We start from the raw sequence: 14,829 nt of genomic DNA on the forward strand, positions 1-14,829 counted from the left end.
CTGCCCGGTTCGTCCCAGAAAGGATGCCGCCGGGCGGCGGTAAGGCGATGGATGCGCGCGGGCATGGATATGCTGGCGCTGCGCGGCAGAGAGCCTATATAGTCCCCGCCTCCTTTTCCGCAATCGATGAGTAACGCCCTCTTGGTCGCCGATCGTCTTTATCTGGATCATGCCGCCACCACGCCGATGCTGCGCGAGGCGCAGGATGCGATGATCGCGGCGATGCGCGGCTGGGCCAATCCTTCCAGCCCCCATGCGGACGGACGTGCGGCACGCGCCGGTCTGGAGGATGCGCGCGCGCGCATCGGCGCGGCGCTCGGTTGGGATGGGTCTATCCTTTTTACCTCCGGCGCGAGCGAGGCCATCGCCATCGCACTCACCCGTGCGAAGGCGGCGCGGATCGTCACCTCGGCGGTCGAACATGACGCCGTGCTGCGCGTGACGAAGGACGCCGGGCGGCTGGCGGTGGATGGTGATGGCCTCGTCCGCCTGCCGCAGGGGCAGGGCGAGGGCGACGCGCTGCTTGCCATCCAGCATGTCAATAATGAGACCGGCGTCATCCAGCCGCTCGACCGGATGGAGCGGAACGGCGCGATCCTGTTCGCCGATTGCGCGCAGAGCGCGGGCAAGCTGCCGCTGCCCGACGCCGACATGATCGCGATCAGCGCGCACAAGTTCGGCGGGCCGCCCGGCGTCGGCGCACTGCTGATCCGCGACCTTGCCCTGATCGAACCGAGCGGGGGGCAGGAACAGGGCTATCGCGCCGGGACCGAAAATCTTCCCGCCATCCTCGCCATGGCGGCGGCGCTGGAGGCGCGGTCCGAATGGCTCGCGCGCGCTGGGACGCTGCGCGCCCGACTGGATGCCGCGATAGAGGCTGGGGGCGGCGAGGTGATCGCTCGCAATGCGCCGCGCCTGCCCGCCATCGCCAGTTACCGGATGCCAGGCCTGTCGGCGCGCGCCCAGCTTATCCAGTTCGATCTTGCAGGCATATCGGTGTCGGCGGGCAGTGCCTGTTCGTCGGGATCGCTCAAGAGCAGCCATGTGCTGCGCGCCATGGGCTGGGAAGAGGGCGCCGCGTCCGAAGTGGTACGCGTCAGCTTCGGCCCGCACACCTGCGACAGCGACGTGGACAGCTTCATCGCGGTGTGGACGCGCATGGCGGAACGCATAAGATCATGATATATCTGGACTATCAGGCAACCACCCCGCTTGCGCCCGAAGCGTTCGACGCGATGGTGCCGTGGCTGCGCGATCATCATGGCAACCCCCACAGCGCCCATCGCCTGGGCCGCGCCGCCGCCGCCCAGGTCGAAGTGGCGCGGGAGGAAGTCGCCGCGCTGCTTCCGCCGGGGGGCAGGCTGGTCTTCACCTCCGGCGCGACCGAAGCGCTCAACATCGCCATGCAGGGCGCGCCGCCGGGCCGCATCGTCACTGTCGCAACAGAACATGCCGCTGTGCTCGACACGGTGGAGGCGATGCGGCGGCGGGGGCGGGACGTCACCGTCCTCCCGGTCGATGCCGAAGGGCTGGTCGACCTGAACGCCGCCGCCGCACACATCGATTCAGCTGTCTCACTCGTTGTCGCGATGTCGGTGAATAACGAGATCGGCGTGATGCAGCCCGTTGAGGCGCTGGCGCACATGGCTCATCGCGTGGGCGCTCTGTTCCTGTGCGACGCGGTGCAGGGCTATGGCCGCGTGCCGGTTTCCGAAGCCTGCGACATGGTCGCGATCAGCGCGCACAAGGTCCACGGTCCCAAGGGTATCGGCGCGCTATGGCTGCGTGAGGGGGTGACGCCCTCTCCGCTGATGCACGGCGGCGGTCAGGAAGGCGGACTGCGATCCGGCACATTGTCGCCCGCTCTGTGCACCGGTTTCGGCGTAGCGGCGCGGCTGATGCGCGAGCGGGCGGCGCGGGATCGCGCGCATGTGGAGGAACTGGCCACGCTCGCCCGCGCCCTGTTCGCCGACTGGACGCTGAACGGCAGCGCCACGCATCGCTACCCGGGCAATCTCAACGTCCGCAAGGACGGGTTGGATGGCGCGCGCCTGTTGTCCTATTGCCGCAATGTCGCTTTTTCCCTCGGCAGCGCTTGCGCGAGTGGGTCCGGACGGCCTAGCCATGTGTTGCGCGCGTTGGGGCTGACCGATGCGCAGGCGCGCGGAGCGGTGCGGATCGGCTTTGGCCGATACACGACCCGTCAGGATTTGGAGAGGGCGGCACAAGCATTGAATGACGCGGCCACCGCACAGGCGGCGCCGTAGCGAGGGGAGCATCGCACGTCCATGACCAGGGTCACCTTCATCAGCGCGGACGGGGAGCGCAGGCAGGAGGTCGATGCGCCTGCGGGATCGATCCTGCTGGACATAGCGCAGGCGGCGGGTCAGCCGCTGGAGGGCACGTGTGAGGGGCAGATGGCCTGCTCCACCTGTCATGTGATCGTCGATGCGCAGGATTTCGGTCAGCTTCCCCGCGCAAGCGAGGATGAGGAGGATATGCTGGACCTTGCCGCCGCTGCCACGCGCACCAGCCGCCTGGCCTGCCAGATTTTGATCGACGGCGGGTTGGACCGGCTGACCGTCCGCATACCGGGGGAATTCAACAACATGCAGGGCATGTGAGGACAGGAATGAAGTTTCGATCCGCTTTCTGCGCGCTGGTCCTGCTCGCCGCGCCTGCCGTCGCTGCCGAAAAGAAAAAGCCGAAGGAGCCCGCGCCGACCGGGCGGCTCGATACCCTGAAGCTGGAAGTCCCGCGTTATGTCGTTCCCGCGACCGCGATGAGCGACGTGCGCAATCCCAAGGAGATCGAGGCGGAAACCGGCGGGCGGCTGGGCGTGGCGCTGGTCGACAGCAAGGGCGCGCTGCTGCTGGGCTTCAACCGGGACGAGCGTTACCCGATGTGCTCGACTTTCAAGGCGCCGTTGGCCGCCGCCGTGCTGGTGGGCGCCGAAGGCGGCAAGTTCGGCCTGGAAGGCACCATTCCTTTCGGCAAGGACGACCTCATCGACAATGCGCCGGTGGTGAAGAAGAACCTGAAGCGCGGGCGCATGAGTATGGAGGAACTGGCGCAGGCGGCGGTGGAGGTGAGCGACAACAGCGCCGCCAACCTGCTGCTGCCGATGCTGGGCGGACCGGAAGGGTTGACCGCCTTCATGCGGGCGCATGGCGATACCGTGTCGCGGCTGGACCGCACCGAACCCGCACTTAACGAGAATGTGGAGGGCGATCCGCGCGACACGACCTCCCCCGCCGCGATGGCGGGCCTGATGGCACGCCTGATCTTCAACGACCTAAAGCCCGACAGCGCCGCCCGCCTGCGCAACTGGCTCAACGCCAGCAGCACGGGGGACCATCGGATCAAGGCAGGCCTGCCGGAAGGATGGACATCGGGCAGCAAGACCGGATCGTGCGGCACCGCCTATAATGACGTGGCGCTCGTCAAATCGCCGGGCGGGGACGAATATGTCCTGGCGATCTATCTCGACCGCCCGACCGTGGACGCGAAGAAGGCGGAAGCCGCCATTGCCGAAACCGCCCGCGCCGCGCTCGGCTTTGCCAGCAAGCTGCAAAAGAGCGACGCGCAATAGGCCCGTCGCCTAAGCCCTTGCTATCCACTGCGCGTTTCGCCATATGCCGCGCCGGGAGTCGGGCGGACGTGATCGTCGCGAACCTGGTCAGGTCCTGACGGAAGCAGCCACAGTGATTTCGTCACGGGTCGTTTCGGCTCCCACCTTTTCCCCCGCATCATCGCGCTTCGACAAGAGCCGGTCGACCGGCTAATACCCTGTCCCATGTCCGATTCCCCGCAGCCTTACCGCGTCCTTGCGCGCAAATATCGTCCGCGCAATTTCCGCGAACTGATCGGCCAGGACGCGATGGTGCAGACGCTGGGCAACGCGATCCAGCGCGGTCGCCTTGCTCACGCCTTCCTGATGACGGGCGTGCGCGGGGTCGGCAAGACATCGACCGCGCGCCTCATCGCCAAGGCGCTGAACTGCGTCGGCCCGGACGGGCAGGGCGGTCCCACCATCGACCCGTGCGGCGTGTGCGAAGCCTGCCTCGCAATCGCCGAGGGCCGCCATATCGACGTGGTGGAGATGGACGCGGCGAGCCACACCGGCGTCGACGATGTGCGCGAGATCATCGAGGCGGTGCGCTATGCCGCCGTATCCGCGCGCTACAAGATCTACATCATCGACGAAGTGCACATGCTGTCGAAAAACGCCTTCAACGCGCTGTTGAAGACGCTGGAAGAGCCGCCCGCACACGTCAAATTCCTGTTTGCCACGACCGAAGTGAACAAGGTGCCGGTGACGGTGCTGTCGCGTTGCCAGCGGTTCGACCTGCGCCGTATTCCCGCCGAACTTCTCGCCGCCCATTTCGCCCATGTGGTGGAGGCCGAACAGGTCGCGGCGGAACCGGACGCACTCGCCCTCATCGCCCAGGCGGCGGAAGGATCGGCGCGCGACGGCCTCTCCATTCTCGATCAGGCGATCGCCCATGCCGAAACCGGGCCGGATGCCGAAAGGGCCGGGCCGACTGTCACGGCGGCGCAGGTGCGCGATATGCTGGGCCTGTCGGATCGCGGATCGGTGCGGCGGTTGCTGGGCTTGCTGCTGGAGGGGGATACCGCAGCGCTGCTCGCCGCGGTTCGCGATCAATATGCGCTGGGCGTCGATCCGCTGTCGTTGATGCGCGGCCTGATGGAACTCGTCCACGCCATCACTCTGGTGAAGGCGGGGCGCGATATCGTCAGTCCGGGCCAGTCCGCTGAGGAGCGGGAAGCGCTGGCGGCCTGGGCCGCGCAACTGGGCTTCGCGCCGTTGCACCGGCTGTGGCAATTGCTGGTGAAGGGCCATGACGAGGTCGCGAGCGCCGTTCTTCCCATCGAAAGCTGCGAAATGGCGCTTTTGCGGGTCATGCACGCCGCGACAATGCCCGATCCGGGCGAATTGGCACGGCTGCTGCGCGAAGGGGGGGGCGCCCCGCTTTCGCTGGGGCAAGGCGACGCGCCGCCTGCATCCGTCCCCGCGCCCTCGGCCCGCCTGCCGCAGAGCATGGCGGACGTGATCGCGCTAGTGGAAACGCGCAAGCCCTCGCTCGCCAATCACCTGCACGATTGCGCCGCGCTGGTCAGCCTCGCCCCGCCCGAACTTGCGGTGCGGCTGACGCATCCCTGGACGCAGAGCGATTTCAAGCGCGAACTGGAAGCCCATCTCAACGCCTCGACGCCCGGCATGCGCTGGGCCGTGCGGCTGGAGCAGGATGGCGGCGAGATGACCTTGCTGGAACAGGGCGAGGTTGCCAAAGCCGCTACCCGTGCGCAGATATTGGAAACCCCGGTGGTGAAGGCGGCAATGGCGGCCTTCCCGCAAGCGGAGCTTGTCGATGGCGAGCCCGAACGATGGAGTGCAGAAGCATGAAAGATTTAAATGAAATCCTCGGCATGGCGAGCCGCGTGCAGGAGGAACTGCAACGCGCGCAGGACAATCTGGACAAGCTGGAGGTCGAAGGCGCGGCTGGCGGCGGCCTCGTCAAGGTGAAGGCTTCGGCGAAGGGCCGAATCCTCGGCGTCGACATTGACGAAAGCCTGCTCGCGCCGTCCGAAAAGCAGATGCTGGAGGATCTGGTCGCTGCCGCCTTCAACGACGCGCGCAAGAAAGCGGACGAAGTCAGCAACGCCGAAATGGGCAAGATGACCGCCGGCCTGCCGCTGCCCCCCGGCTTCAAGCTGCCGTTCTGATAAGGAAGGTTTCAGTCTCTATCCCTTATGACAGATTGATTGCTGCGGCGGGCATCCCCATAATGGCGATGAACCGTATGACGGGCCGTACGGCGGCCCCGGAGAGTGAATGACTACGCAATACCCGCTTCTGCCCCTGCGCGACATCGTCGTCTTCCCGCAGATGATCGTCCCCCTGTTCGTCGGTCGCGATAAAAGCGTCGCGGCGCTCGAAGCTGCGATGGAAGGGTCCAAGGACATTTTCCTCGTCGCGCAGCTCGACCCGGCGGAGGACGATCCGGGCCGCGACTCACTTTACGACACGGGCGTCGTGGCGGTTGTGCTGCAATTGCTGAAGCTTCCCGACGGCACCGTCCGCGTGCTGGTGGAAGGGAAGGAGCGAGCCCAGCTCGAACGCATGGAAGCGACCGAAACCCACCTCGTTGCGCACGTCGCCCCGGTCGAGGAAGGCGCTGCCGAGGGGCATGAAGCGGCAGCGCTGATGCGCTCGGTGGCCGAACAGTTCGAAAATTACGCAAAGCTCAATAAGAAGCTTCCCGCCGAAACGCCCGTGCAGCTGCGTGAGATCGAGGATGCGGGGCGTCTGGCCGATGCGGTGGCCGCCAACATCAACGTCAAGGTATCCGACAAGCAATCGCTGCTGGTCGAATCCGATCCGGTCAAGCGGCTGGAAATGGTGTTCGCCTTCATGGAGGGCGAGCTTGGCGTTCTTCAGGTCGAAAAGAAGATTCGCGGTCGCGTGAAGCGTCAGATGGAGAAAACCCAGCGCGAATATTATCTGAACGAACAGCTCAAGGCGATCCAGCGCGAGCTGGGCAACGGTGAGGGTGAGGATGGCGACGAACTTGCCGAACTCACCGAAAAGATCGCAAAGGCCAAGCTCAGCAAGGAAGCGCGCGCCAAGGCGACGGCGGAGCTGAAAAAGCTCAAGGGCATGCAGCCCATGTCCGCCGAAGCGACGGTCGTGCGCAACTATCTCGACGTGCTGCTGGGCCTGCCCTGGGGTAAGAAGGGGAAGGTCAAGACCGACCTTAAAAAGGCGCAGTCGATCCTCGACGAGGATCATTTCGCGCTGGAAAAGGTCAAGGACCGGATCATCGAATATCTCGCGGTTCAGGCGCGCACCAACAAGCTGAAGGGGCCGATCCTCTGCCTCGTCGGGCCGCCCGGCGTCGGCAAGACCTCGCTGGGTCGCTCCATCGCCAAGGCGACGGGCCGGGAATTCGTGCGCCAGTCGCTTGGCGGCGTGCGTGACGAAGCCGAAATCCGTGGGCATCGCCGTACCTATATCGGCTCGCTGCCGGGCAAGATCGTGACGAACCTCAAGAAAGCTGGGACGATGAACCCGCTCTTCCTCCTCGACGAGATCGACAAGCTGGGCCAGGATTTCCGCGGCGATCCCGCGTCCGCGCTGCTGGAGGTGCTGGACCCGGAACAGAACAGCAAGTTCCAGGATCATTATCTCGAAATCGATGTCGACCTTTCCGACGTCATGTTCGTGACGACGGCCAACTCTTTGAATTTGCCGCAGCCTTTGCTCGACCGCATGGAAATCATTCGGCTGGAAGGCTATACCGAAGACGAAAAGGTCGAGATTGCGCAGCGCCATCTGGTGCCCAAGCAGATCGACGCGCACGGCCTTAAGGACGGCGAGTTCGAAGTGACGGAGGAGGCCGTGCGCGATCTCATCCGTTACTACACGCGCGAGGCGGGGGTGCGCACGCTGGAGCGGGAAGTTGCACGGCTCGCCCGCAAGGCGCTGCGCCGCATCCTTGAAGGCGCATATGACAAGGCGGTCATAACACCTGAAAATCTCGCGGATTTCGCGGGTGTGCGTAAATTCCGCCATGGCGTGGGCGAGGATGAAAACCAGATCGGCGCGGTGACCGGACTGGCCTGGACCGAAGTGGGCGGCGAGTTGCTGACCATCGAAGCGGTGACGGTTCCGGGCAAGGGCCAGATCAAGACGACCGGTAAACTGGGCGAGGTCATGACCGAATCGGTGCAGGCCGCTTTTTCCTACGTCCGGGCGCGCTCGCCCGGTTACGGGATCAAGCCAAGCCTCTTCAATCGTAAAGACATTCACATCCATCTTCCCGAAGGCGCGGTGCCCAAAGACGGTCCTTCGGCCGGTATCGGCATGGTGACGACCATCGTGTCGACACTGACCGGCATCCCGGTGCACAAGGATGTGGCGATGACCGGCGAGGTCACGCTGCGCGGGCGGGTGCTTCCGATCGGCGGCCTCAAGGAAAAGCTGCTCGCGGCGTTGCGCGGTGGCATCAAGACGGTGCTGATCCCGCAGGAAAACGAAAAGGATCTGGCGGAAATTCCGGCCAACATCCGCGAAGGGCTGGAGATCATTCCGGTGGCGCATGTGGATGAAGTGCTGGCCCGGGCGCTCGTATCTAAGCCCGAAGCCATTACTTGGACCGAAGAGGACGATCTGGCCGCACAGCCGCCGGCCCATTCCAGTCGTGATAGCGATCCCTCACTTCGTCACTGAAGCGTTACGATCGTTCGAAAGCCCCCTGCTTTCCGCCCCATGGCCTTAACGGTCGATTTGGGGGCGGGCCGGGGGGCTTTGTCGCTTTCCCTTTGACAGCCGATTGAATCCGCGCCTTATTGCGCCGCCAATGCCGCGATTCCGTTAAACCAACCAAAAGCATGAAGGGGGTTCCCAAGGCATGAACAAGCAGGATCTGATCAGCGCGGTTGCCGAAAGCAGCGGCCTTAGCAAGAATGACGCGACCAAAGCCGTCGAGGGTGTGTTCGACGCGATCACGGGTGCTCTGAAAAAGGGTGACGAAGTCCGTCTCGTGGGGTTTGGCACGTTCTCGGTCTCGCAGCGCAAGGCGTCGACGGGTCGCAACCCGCGCACCGGCGAAACCATGACCATCAAGGCGTCCTCCCAGCCCAAGTTCAAGGCCGGCAAGGGCCTCAAGGATTCGGTGAACTGAAAGCAGCGGCTACCGCCCGGTGAGGCAGGTACGGGCGTCAAAGACAGCCTGTATGCGGCGTCACCGTCGATGTTCTTCGGGGAGAGTGGTGCAGCGACGGGGGACGGGGCGTCCCGCCCGCGCACATGCATGCCAAGGGTATAAACGGGGTGGGGGCCGCCATGGCCTTTCGCCCCGTTTTCCATGATTGCCAGGCCATCATGCTCGACCTGATCGCCGATGAACGCTAAAAGCCGGTCGCATGGCGGCATGGACGAAAAGGGGCGCGTGCGTCGGCGGCATGGCGGCGGCGCTGGCATTGAGCGGTTGCGGGGGCGGGAACTACCGCCCGGTGCGCGATACGCCGGTCAGGATCGGGCCGCCTTATACAGTGCGCGGCGTCACCTACGTCCCCGCCGCCGACCCGACCTACGACATGCTCGGCTATGCCAGTTGGTACGGATCGGAATCGGGTAATCGCACCGCCAATGGCGAGCGGTTCCGCGCCAAGGGGATCAGCGCTGCGCATACCAGCCTTCCGCTCCCCAGCTATGTCGAGGTGACATCGCTCGACACCGGACGCACCATCCTGGTCCGGGTCAACGATCGCGGGCCGTTTGCCGGACGCGGGCGGATCATCGACCTTTCGCGCGGCGCCGCCGAAGACCTTGGCCTGCGAGCGCAGGGGCAGGCGGCGGTGCGCGTCCGCGTCGTCGATCCGCCCGAACGCGATCGCGAGAAGCTGCGCAGCGGCAAGTCCGCCGCGCCGCGCCCGCGTGTTTCCGATACCGTCCTTGCCAACCTCCGCGCGCAGTTGCAGGCGGCCGGATATTGATCGCAGGAAATTCGGATCGCTGCCCTTTGTGTGCTTGACGGGCGGGGTGGGGCCGCATATGTGGCGCTTCTCTCGGGGCGAGCAGCCCCCATGGCGATCGTAGCTCAGTTGGTTAGAGCGCTGGTTTGTGGTACCAGAGGTCGTGGGTTCGGATCCCATCGGTCGCCCCATTTTTCCGCAGAATGCTTCATGAAGGCTTCGCAGAGCGGCAGCCGCGCTCTATAGCGCACGTATGACCGACGCACGCGACACCGGGCTGACGCTCAATCCCAAATATGACCGCGATGGGCTGATCACCGCCGTCGTCACCGATGACGACAGTGGCGACCTGTTGATGGTCGCGCATATGAATGCGCAGGCACTCGACCTCACCATCGAGACAGGCCTCGCGCACTTCTGGTCGCGCAGTCGTCAGGCATTGTGGAAGAAGGGCGAAACGTCCGGGCATATGCTTCAGGTCACCGATCTGCGCATCGATTGCGATCAGGATGCATTGTGGGTGAAGGCCGTGCCCGCCGGTCCCACCTGCCATACGGGCGCACGCTCCTGTTTTTTCCGGCGGATCGGACCGGAGGGCCTCAGCAGCGTCGATGCGGCGGGCTAGCGCGGCGCTACTCCTCCTGACCGCCGCCTGCCAGCGCGGCGGGGCGGCGGACGACGATGCATCGTCCCGCAGCGGGCCTGCATCGAGCCTGGAACGCGCCGCTATCGAAACCGGCGCGATCCCCGACATGAGCGCCGTGTCGCCCGTCGGTCTTTACCAACGCAGCCACGAAGCGGGGCGCGATGCGCTGTGCGTGGTTCCCGGTACCGGGGGGCAGTTCCGCTTCGGCATGGAGGCCGTGTTCGGCGAAGAACCGAGCTGTCGCGGCCAAGGTGTCGCGCGTCGCGCGGGTGACAAGCTGGTGCTGAGCTTTCGGGGGGGCGCCCGCTGCATCGTCGTCGCCCGCTATGAAGGGGATCAGGTGGCGCTGCCCGGCGTGGTCGACATGGCGTGCGCAGATGTGTGCGACGGGCGCGGAACACTGGAGGGCGTGAGCTTCCCACGCATCGCCAACGATGCTGCCAGTGCGCGGAAGGCCCGCGACCGCAAGGGCGATCCGCTCTGCCCGGCCTGATCCGCAGGATATCCTGCTTTTAGCCGCCCGTATCCATCTGACCGGGGCCGAAGCGGTCGATTGCCTCGAACAGCGTCGTCAGCGCCTCTCGCTCCTCGACGGCGATCTCCGGTCGCCATATTTCGAACAGCAGCACGACGCGGGTCCCGTCGCTGCGGTTCCACGCTTCATGTTCTATGCTGTCGTCGAACACCAGCATCTCGCCCTTGCGCCAAGGCCGCGTTTCCGCCCCCACGCGCAGCGCGCAGTCGGGGGCCGTCAGGATCGGTAGATGGCAGATGAGGCGCGTGTTGAGCAGGCCGTTATGCGGTCGGATGTGGGTGCCGGGTGTCAGCAACGACCAAAGCGCCATGGGCGACCGCCCCGTGACGATGGGCATAGGCGCCAACGCCAGCGCCTCCATCACCGTGGGGCAGCGGGCGGCATGATCCTTTACCACAGCGCCGCCGCGCCAGAAATAATAGGCGCTCCAGCTGGGATCATTGCGCAGCGGATTATTGGGCGCGGGCGCGTCCGTGGGCGTTTCGACATAGGGCAAAAACTCTGTCGGTTGCGCCAGCACGTCGGCCAGTTCATCCCCGATCCGCGCCGTCATCGCTTCCATGCCGGCGACCCACGCGAATTCTTCTCGCTCGTAAAAGGCGCGCTGGGGCAGGCCGGGGAAATAGAACATGCTGGGTTGCTGGAGGTAGAGCGATTGTCGGCCCAGCAGCAGGTCCGTCGCCTGCGCGATGCGCGGCAGGGCGGGAAGGTCGCGGATGGCGGCGGTCAGGTGATCCTCGAAGCGCTGGCTAGCCACCGCCACATGGGCCTGCGCACGCTCGATGAGTGGGCGCAAGCGGCGGCGCACCGGTGGCCGCCGCTTGCGCGATTGCTGCGCGGAACCAGCGCATCGCGGCGCGATCGTCTTCCCGTCGCACAGCGTTGTCGCCCATCGCCAGCAGGGCCGGAAGATCGCGCATGTCCCGGTCGAGTATGGTCCGTAGCGCCGCCGCTTCGCCGTCCAGGTCACCGCAACGGCTGAAAGCCTGCGCCAGCAGCATCGGCGGCGGCGCGCGCATATCCCGCAATGCTGCCAGCGCCGATTGCGCGTCGCCGCGCCGCATCGCGCCTATGGCTGCATCCAGCAGCGCCTGCTCCCGGTTCCCGTCCTTCATGCCGCCGGTCTATCCTGCGGCCTTCTTACGGGAAAGCGGCTTATTCTGCGGGGGCGGGGGCCAAGGCGGGGCGGCGCTCCTCCAGCGCGATCGCGACGAGGAACACGGCAAGGCCGCCCAGCGCCAGCGCGCTGCCGATCCAGCCGGTCGAAACCAGGCCATAGCCCGCCGCGATGGACAGGCCGCCCAGCCAAGGGCCGATTGCATTGGCGACGTTGAAGGCGCTGTGATGCAGCGCCGCCGCCAGCGTCTGCGCGTCGCCCGCCACGTCCATCAGGCGCGCCTGGAGCGGGGTGCCGAGACCGCCACCGATGCCGATCATGAACACGATCAGCCCCAGCGTCCACACATTGCCGGCCATGAACGGGAACAGGGCCAGCGACGCTGCGCTCCACAGCAGCACGCCGATCACGGTGCGGCTCTGGTTGCGGTCGGCAAGCCATGCTGCGACAAGATTGCCCAGCGTCATGCCCACGCCGAAGATGATAAGCACCACCGGCACATAGGTTTCGGGCACATGCGTGACCTCTATCATGGTGGAAGCGACATAGGTGTAGACCGCGAACAGGCCGCCGAAGCCGATTGCGCCGGTCAGCAGCGTCAGCCACACCTGCGACTTGCCCAGCGCGGACAATTCGCGCATCGGGCTGGCCCGGGGATCGCCTGCGTCGCGCGGCGCGTAGATCGCAACCAGCGTCACTGTCGCAACCGCGAGCGCCGCGACCACGAAAAAGCCCGAGCGCCAGCCGAGCGCCTGTCCCATCCAGTTGGCTGCCGGTACGCCGATCACCGTGGCGACGGTGAGGCCCGACATCACCTTGGCGATGGCGAGCGTGCGCTTTTCCATCGGGACGAGGCTTGCCGCAACCAGCGCCGCCACGCCGAAATAGGCTCCATGCGGCAGACCGGAAAGGAAGCGGAACAGGAGCAGCCAGTGATAGGTCGGCGACAGGGCGGACAACGCGTTCCCCAATGCGAACATCGCCATGAGGCCGATCAGCAGATTGCGGCGGGGCAGTCGCGCGGCGAAGGCGGCGATCACCGGCGCGCCCGCAACCACGCCCAGCGCATAGGCGCTGATCGCATGTCCGGCGGTCGGCGCGTCGATGCCCAGGTCGCGTGCGAAGAAGGGTAGCAGGCTCATCGACGCGAATTCGGTCGTGCCGATGGCGAACGCCCCCACGGCGAGAGCGAACAGAACCATGGCGGGATGCACATTCTTAGAATGGCCGGTCATCGGGCCTCCATGCTGCACTGCAAAAACAAGGCCGGGAAATGGGCGGGATGACAACGCGGGTCAAGGGCGCGTGGGTATGCGATTTCCGCAATCGTCCCGGCATTCTGCGCAACAGCCGTTCGCGCACTTCCAGGGTCGCGGCGGGACGCGCAGCGGCTATAGGCGGAGCATGAGCTCGACAGGACAGATCGATTCCCGCGCGGCGACGCTTGTCGGCGTATCGGCTGTGCTGGGATCGATCATTTCCATCAACGTCGGCGCGGCGGTGGCGAAAACGATCTTTCCGCTGGTGGGGGCTTATGGCGTCGCCACGGTTCGTATTCTTCTCGCCGCGCTCCTTCTGCTCGCCATGCACAGGCCATGGCGGCGGGCGGTGCCCAGGGGCATGATCGGGATATTGATCCTCTATGGCGGCACGCTGGGCTTCATGAACCTGTTCATCTATCAGGCGTTCGCCCGCATTCCCATCGGCATCGCTACGGCCATCGAAGTGACGGGACCGCTTGCCATCGTGATCTGGGGATCGCGGCGATTGCGTGACTTCCTGTGGCTGGCGGCGGCCATCGCTGGGCTGGCGCTGCTGGTGCCGCTGCGGCGCGACGCGCATCTCGATCCCGCAGGTGTCGCGTTCGCTGTCGCGGCGGCGGCATGCTGGGCGCTCTACATCCTCACCGGCAAACACGTGTCGGGGCCGCTGCGCGGTCATGCGGTGGCCTGGGGGATGCTGGTGGCCGCCATTCTCGTTCTGCCCTTGGGCATCGCTCATGCCGGACCGGCGCTCTTGACGCCGCGTGTAATGGGCCTCGGCCTTGCGATCGCCATCCTGTCGAGCGCTTTGCCCTATTCGCTGGAGATGGAAGCGATGCGGCGGCTTACCGCCCCGGTCTTCGGTCTATTGGTGAGCGCCGCGCCTGCCATGGGCGCGCTGGCGGGCTATGTCGTGCTGGGCGAAAGGTTGACGTCGACGCAGTGGTTTGCCGTCCTGCTCGTCATCGCCGCATCGGCAGGCAGCGCGATCACCGCGCCGCGTCGCCCGACAATAGAGAATGCGCCCTTGTGACGACAACGCTCAGCCGCGCTGCGCCTTGCTCACGTCCAGCATCTTGCCGTCGGTGATGACGACGATGTCGCCCATCTTCGTGACGCCGAACAGCTTGCGCGCGAATTCCTTGGGCACGCCGATGCACCCGTGCGTCGCCTTGCCATATTGTACGTCGCTGCCGTGGATGAAGACACCGTCGCTGGTCAGGCGCAGCGCATACGGCATGGGCGCGCCATAGAGGTTGGAGACATGGTCCGCATCCTTCTGCGTGATCGGAAAGGCGCCGAGCGGACTGGGCTTGTCGGTCGCGCCGTAAAGGATCACGGCCGCGCCGATCTCATATCCGTCGCGAAAGACCGACAATGTTTCCGCCTTGAGGTCGACGGTCACGATGACCGGCCCCGTTGCAGGCGCGCCGTCCTCGTTCCAGACATAATCGCCATGACGGAACGGCCCGTCGATCTCGAGTACGCGCTTGACGATCAGGGCTCTGGGATCGACCGCCATGGGCTGGTCGCTGCGACGCTCTTGGGGTGTGACCGGGCGAGGCGCCGGGGGCGCTGCTGGCCTTTCGCTTTTCGGCGGCGCCGTATCCTGCGCCGCGGGGCGATCCAGAAAATGCAGCGCCACAAGCGCGCCGCCGCCCAGCAGGACCGCGACGGCGAGCTTTGGCCCTGCGCTCTTCGCCATTGTTCGCACCAATCCCATCATCGTCCCCGACCGGCATATTCGCTGCCGGTCCTAGCGGGAAAT

The 14,829-nt window shown here is 65.7% G+C and carries 16 protein-coding genes, 1 tRNA gene and 1 other RNA gene; 14 read left to right on the plus strand and 4 right to left on the minus strand.

What is annotated here, in order from left to right:
- The first annotated feature begins 141 nt into the window (after positions 1–141).
- From DI606_RS10875 to DI606_RS10935, 13 genes are all read left to right on the plus strand, one after another.
- Positions 142–1,182, plus strand: a complete 1,041-nt coding sequence (locus tag DI606_RS10875; protein ID WP_293982722.1) for an aminotransferase class V-fold PLP-dependent enzyme — start codon at positions 142–144, stop codon at positions 1,180–1,182.
- Positions 1,179–2,267 (plus strand): cysteine desulfurase family protein, encoded by a 1,089-nt coding sequence (locus DI606_RS10880; RefSeq protein ID WP_293982661.1) that lies wholly within the window; start codon positions 1,179–1,181, stop codon positions 2,265–2,267. The genes DI606_RS10875 and DI606_RS10880 overlap by 4 nt, the downstream gene beginning before the upstream one ends.
- 21 nt (positions 2,268–2,288) lie before the next feature.
- The gene (locus DI606_RS10885) at positions 2,289–2,624 is read left to right on the plus strand and encodes a 2Fe-2S iron-sulfur cluster-binding protein (RefSeq protein ID WP_293982665.1); all 336 of its coding nucleotides are present in this window, start codon (positions 2,289–2,291) and stop codon (positions 2,622–2,624) included.
- Between the two features lie 8 nt (positions 2,625–2,632).
- Positions 2,633–3,592, plus strand: a complete 960-nt coding sequence (gene blaSGM, locus DI606_RS10890) for an SGM family class A beta-lactamase (RefSeq protein ID WP_293982668.1) — start codon at positions 2,633–2,635, stop codon at positions 3,590–3,592.
- A gap of 50 nt (positions 3,593–3,642) precedes the next feature.
- Positions 3,643–3,740, plus strand: an RNA gene (gene ffs, locus DI606_RS10895) — signal recognition particle sRNA small type.
- A 56-nt stretch (positions 3,741–3,796) separates the two neighbouring features.
- On the plus strand, positions 3,797–5,428 hold the full coding sequence (locus tag DI606_RS10900; RefSeq protein WP_293982671.1) for a DNA polymerase III subunit gamma/tau: 1,632 nt from the start codon (positions 3,797–3,799) through the stop codon (positions 5,426–5,428).
- On the plus strand, positions 5,425–5,748 hold the full coding sequence (locus DI606_RS10905; RefSeq protein ID WP_293982674.1) for a YbaB/EbfC family nucleoid-associated protein: 324 nt from the start codon (positions 5,425–5,427) through the stop codon (positions 5,746–5,748). Before DI606_RS10900 ends, DI606_RS10905 begins: the two co-directional genes overlap by 4 nt.
- Positions 5,749–5,857: 109 nt before the next feature.
- Positions 5,858–8,254 (plus strand): endopeptidase La, encoded by a 2,397-nt coding sequence (gene lon / locus DI606_RS10910; RefSeq protein ID WP_293982676.1) that lies wholly within the window; start codon positions 5,858–5,860, stop codon positions 8,252–8,254.
- A gap of 181 nt (positions 8,255–8,435) precedes the next feature.
- Positions 8,436–8,708, plus strand: coding sequence for an HU family DNA-binding protein (locus DI606_RS10915; RefSeq protein ID WP_066697169.1), 273 nt, complete (start codon positions 8,436–8,438; stop codon positions 8,706–8,708).
- A gap of 241 nt (positions 8,709–8,949) precedes the next feature.
- The gene (locus DI606_RS10920) at positions 8,950–9,522 is read left to right on the plus strand and encodes a septal ring lytic transglycosylase RlpA family protein (RefSeq protein ID WP_293982679.1); all 573 of its coding nucleotides are present in this window, start codon (positions 8,950–8,952) and stop codon (positions 9,520–9,522) included.
- A 93-nt stretch (positions 9,523–9,615) separates the two neighbouring features.
- A tRNA-His gene (locus tag DI606_RS10925) sits at positions 9,616–9,692 on the plus strand.
- 62 nt (positions 9,693–9,754) lie between these two features.
- Complete coding sequence (gene hisI, locus DI606_RS10930; protein ID WP_293982681.1) at positions 9,755–10,126, plus strand: phosphoribosyl-AMP cyclohydrolase; 372 nt, start codon at positions 9,755–9,757, stop codon at positions 10,124–10,126.
- A complete protein-coding gene (locus tag DI606_RS10935) occupies positions 10,113–10,640 on the plus strand; it encodes a hypothetical protein (protein WP_293982684.1) in 528 nt (175 codons plus the stop codon). The genes hisI and DI606_RS10935 overlap by 14 nt, the downstream gene beginning before the upstream one ends.
- A gap of 19 nt (positions 10,641–10,659) precedes the next feature.
- Here DI606_RS10935 and DI606_RS10940 read toward each other — a convergent pair whose 3' ends face one another.
- From DI606_RS10940 to DI606_RS10950, 3 genes are read right to left on the minus strand one after another with little or no spacing between them, the layout of a single operon-like run.
- Positions 10,660–11,490, minus strand: a complete 831-nt coding sequence (locus tag DI606_RS10940; RefSeq protein ID WP_293982686.1) for an aspartyl/asparaginyl beta-hydroxylase domain-containing protein — start codon at positions 11,488–11,490, stop codon at positions 10,660–10,662.
- Complete coding sequence (locus DI606_RS10945; protein ID WP_293982689.1) at positions 11,432–11,797, minus strand: hypothetical protein; 366 nt, start codon at positions 11,795–11,797, stop codon at positions 11,432–11,434. The genes DI606_RS10940 and DI606_RS10945 overlap by 59 nt, the downstream gene beginning before the upstream one ends.
- A 40-nt stretch (positions 11,798–11,837) precedes the next feature.
- Positions 11,838–13,034 (minus strand): MFS transporter, encoded by a 1,197-nt coding sequence (locus DI606_RS10950; RefSeq protein WP_293982692.1) that lies wholly within the window; start codon positions 13,032–13,034, stop codon positions 11,838–11,840.
- A gap of 169 nt (positions 13,035–13,203) precedes the next feature.
- Here DI606_RS10950 and DI606_RS10955 point away from each other — a divergent pair, with 169 nt between their 5' ends.
- The gene (locus DI606_RS10955; protein WP_293982694.1) at positions 13,204–14,094 is read left to right on the plus strand and encodes an EamA family transporter; all 891 of its coding nucleotides are present in this window, start codon (positions 13,204–13,206) and stop codon (positions 14,092–14,094) included.
- A gap of 9 nt (positions 14,095–14,103) precedes the next feature.
- On the opposite strand, the gene DI606_RS10960 is transcribed toward DI606_RS10955, so the two are convergent.
- Positions 14,104–14,787: a L,D-transpeptidase family protein gene (locus DI606_RS10960; RefSeq protein ID WP_293982696.1), complete on the minus strand. Its 684-nt coding sequence runs from the start codon at positions 14,785–14,787 to the stop codon at positions 14,104–14,106.
- Positions 14,788–14,829: the final 42 nt, after the last annotated feature.

The sequence above is a fragment of the Sphingobium sp. genome (genome assembly GCF_003248505.1).
Lineage (GTDB): Bacteria > Pseudomonadota > Alphaproteobacteria > Sphingomonadales > Sphingomonadaceae > Sphingobium.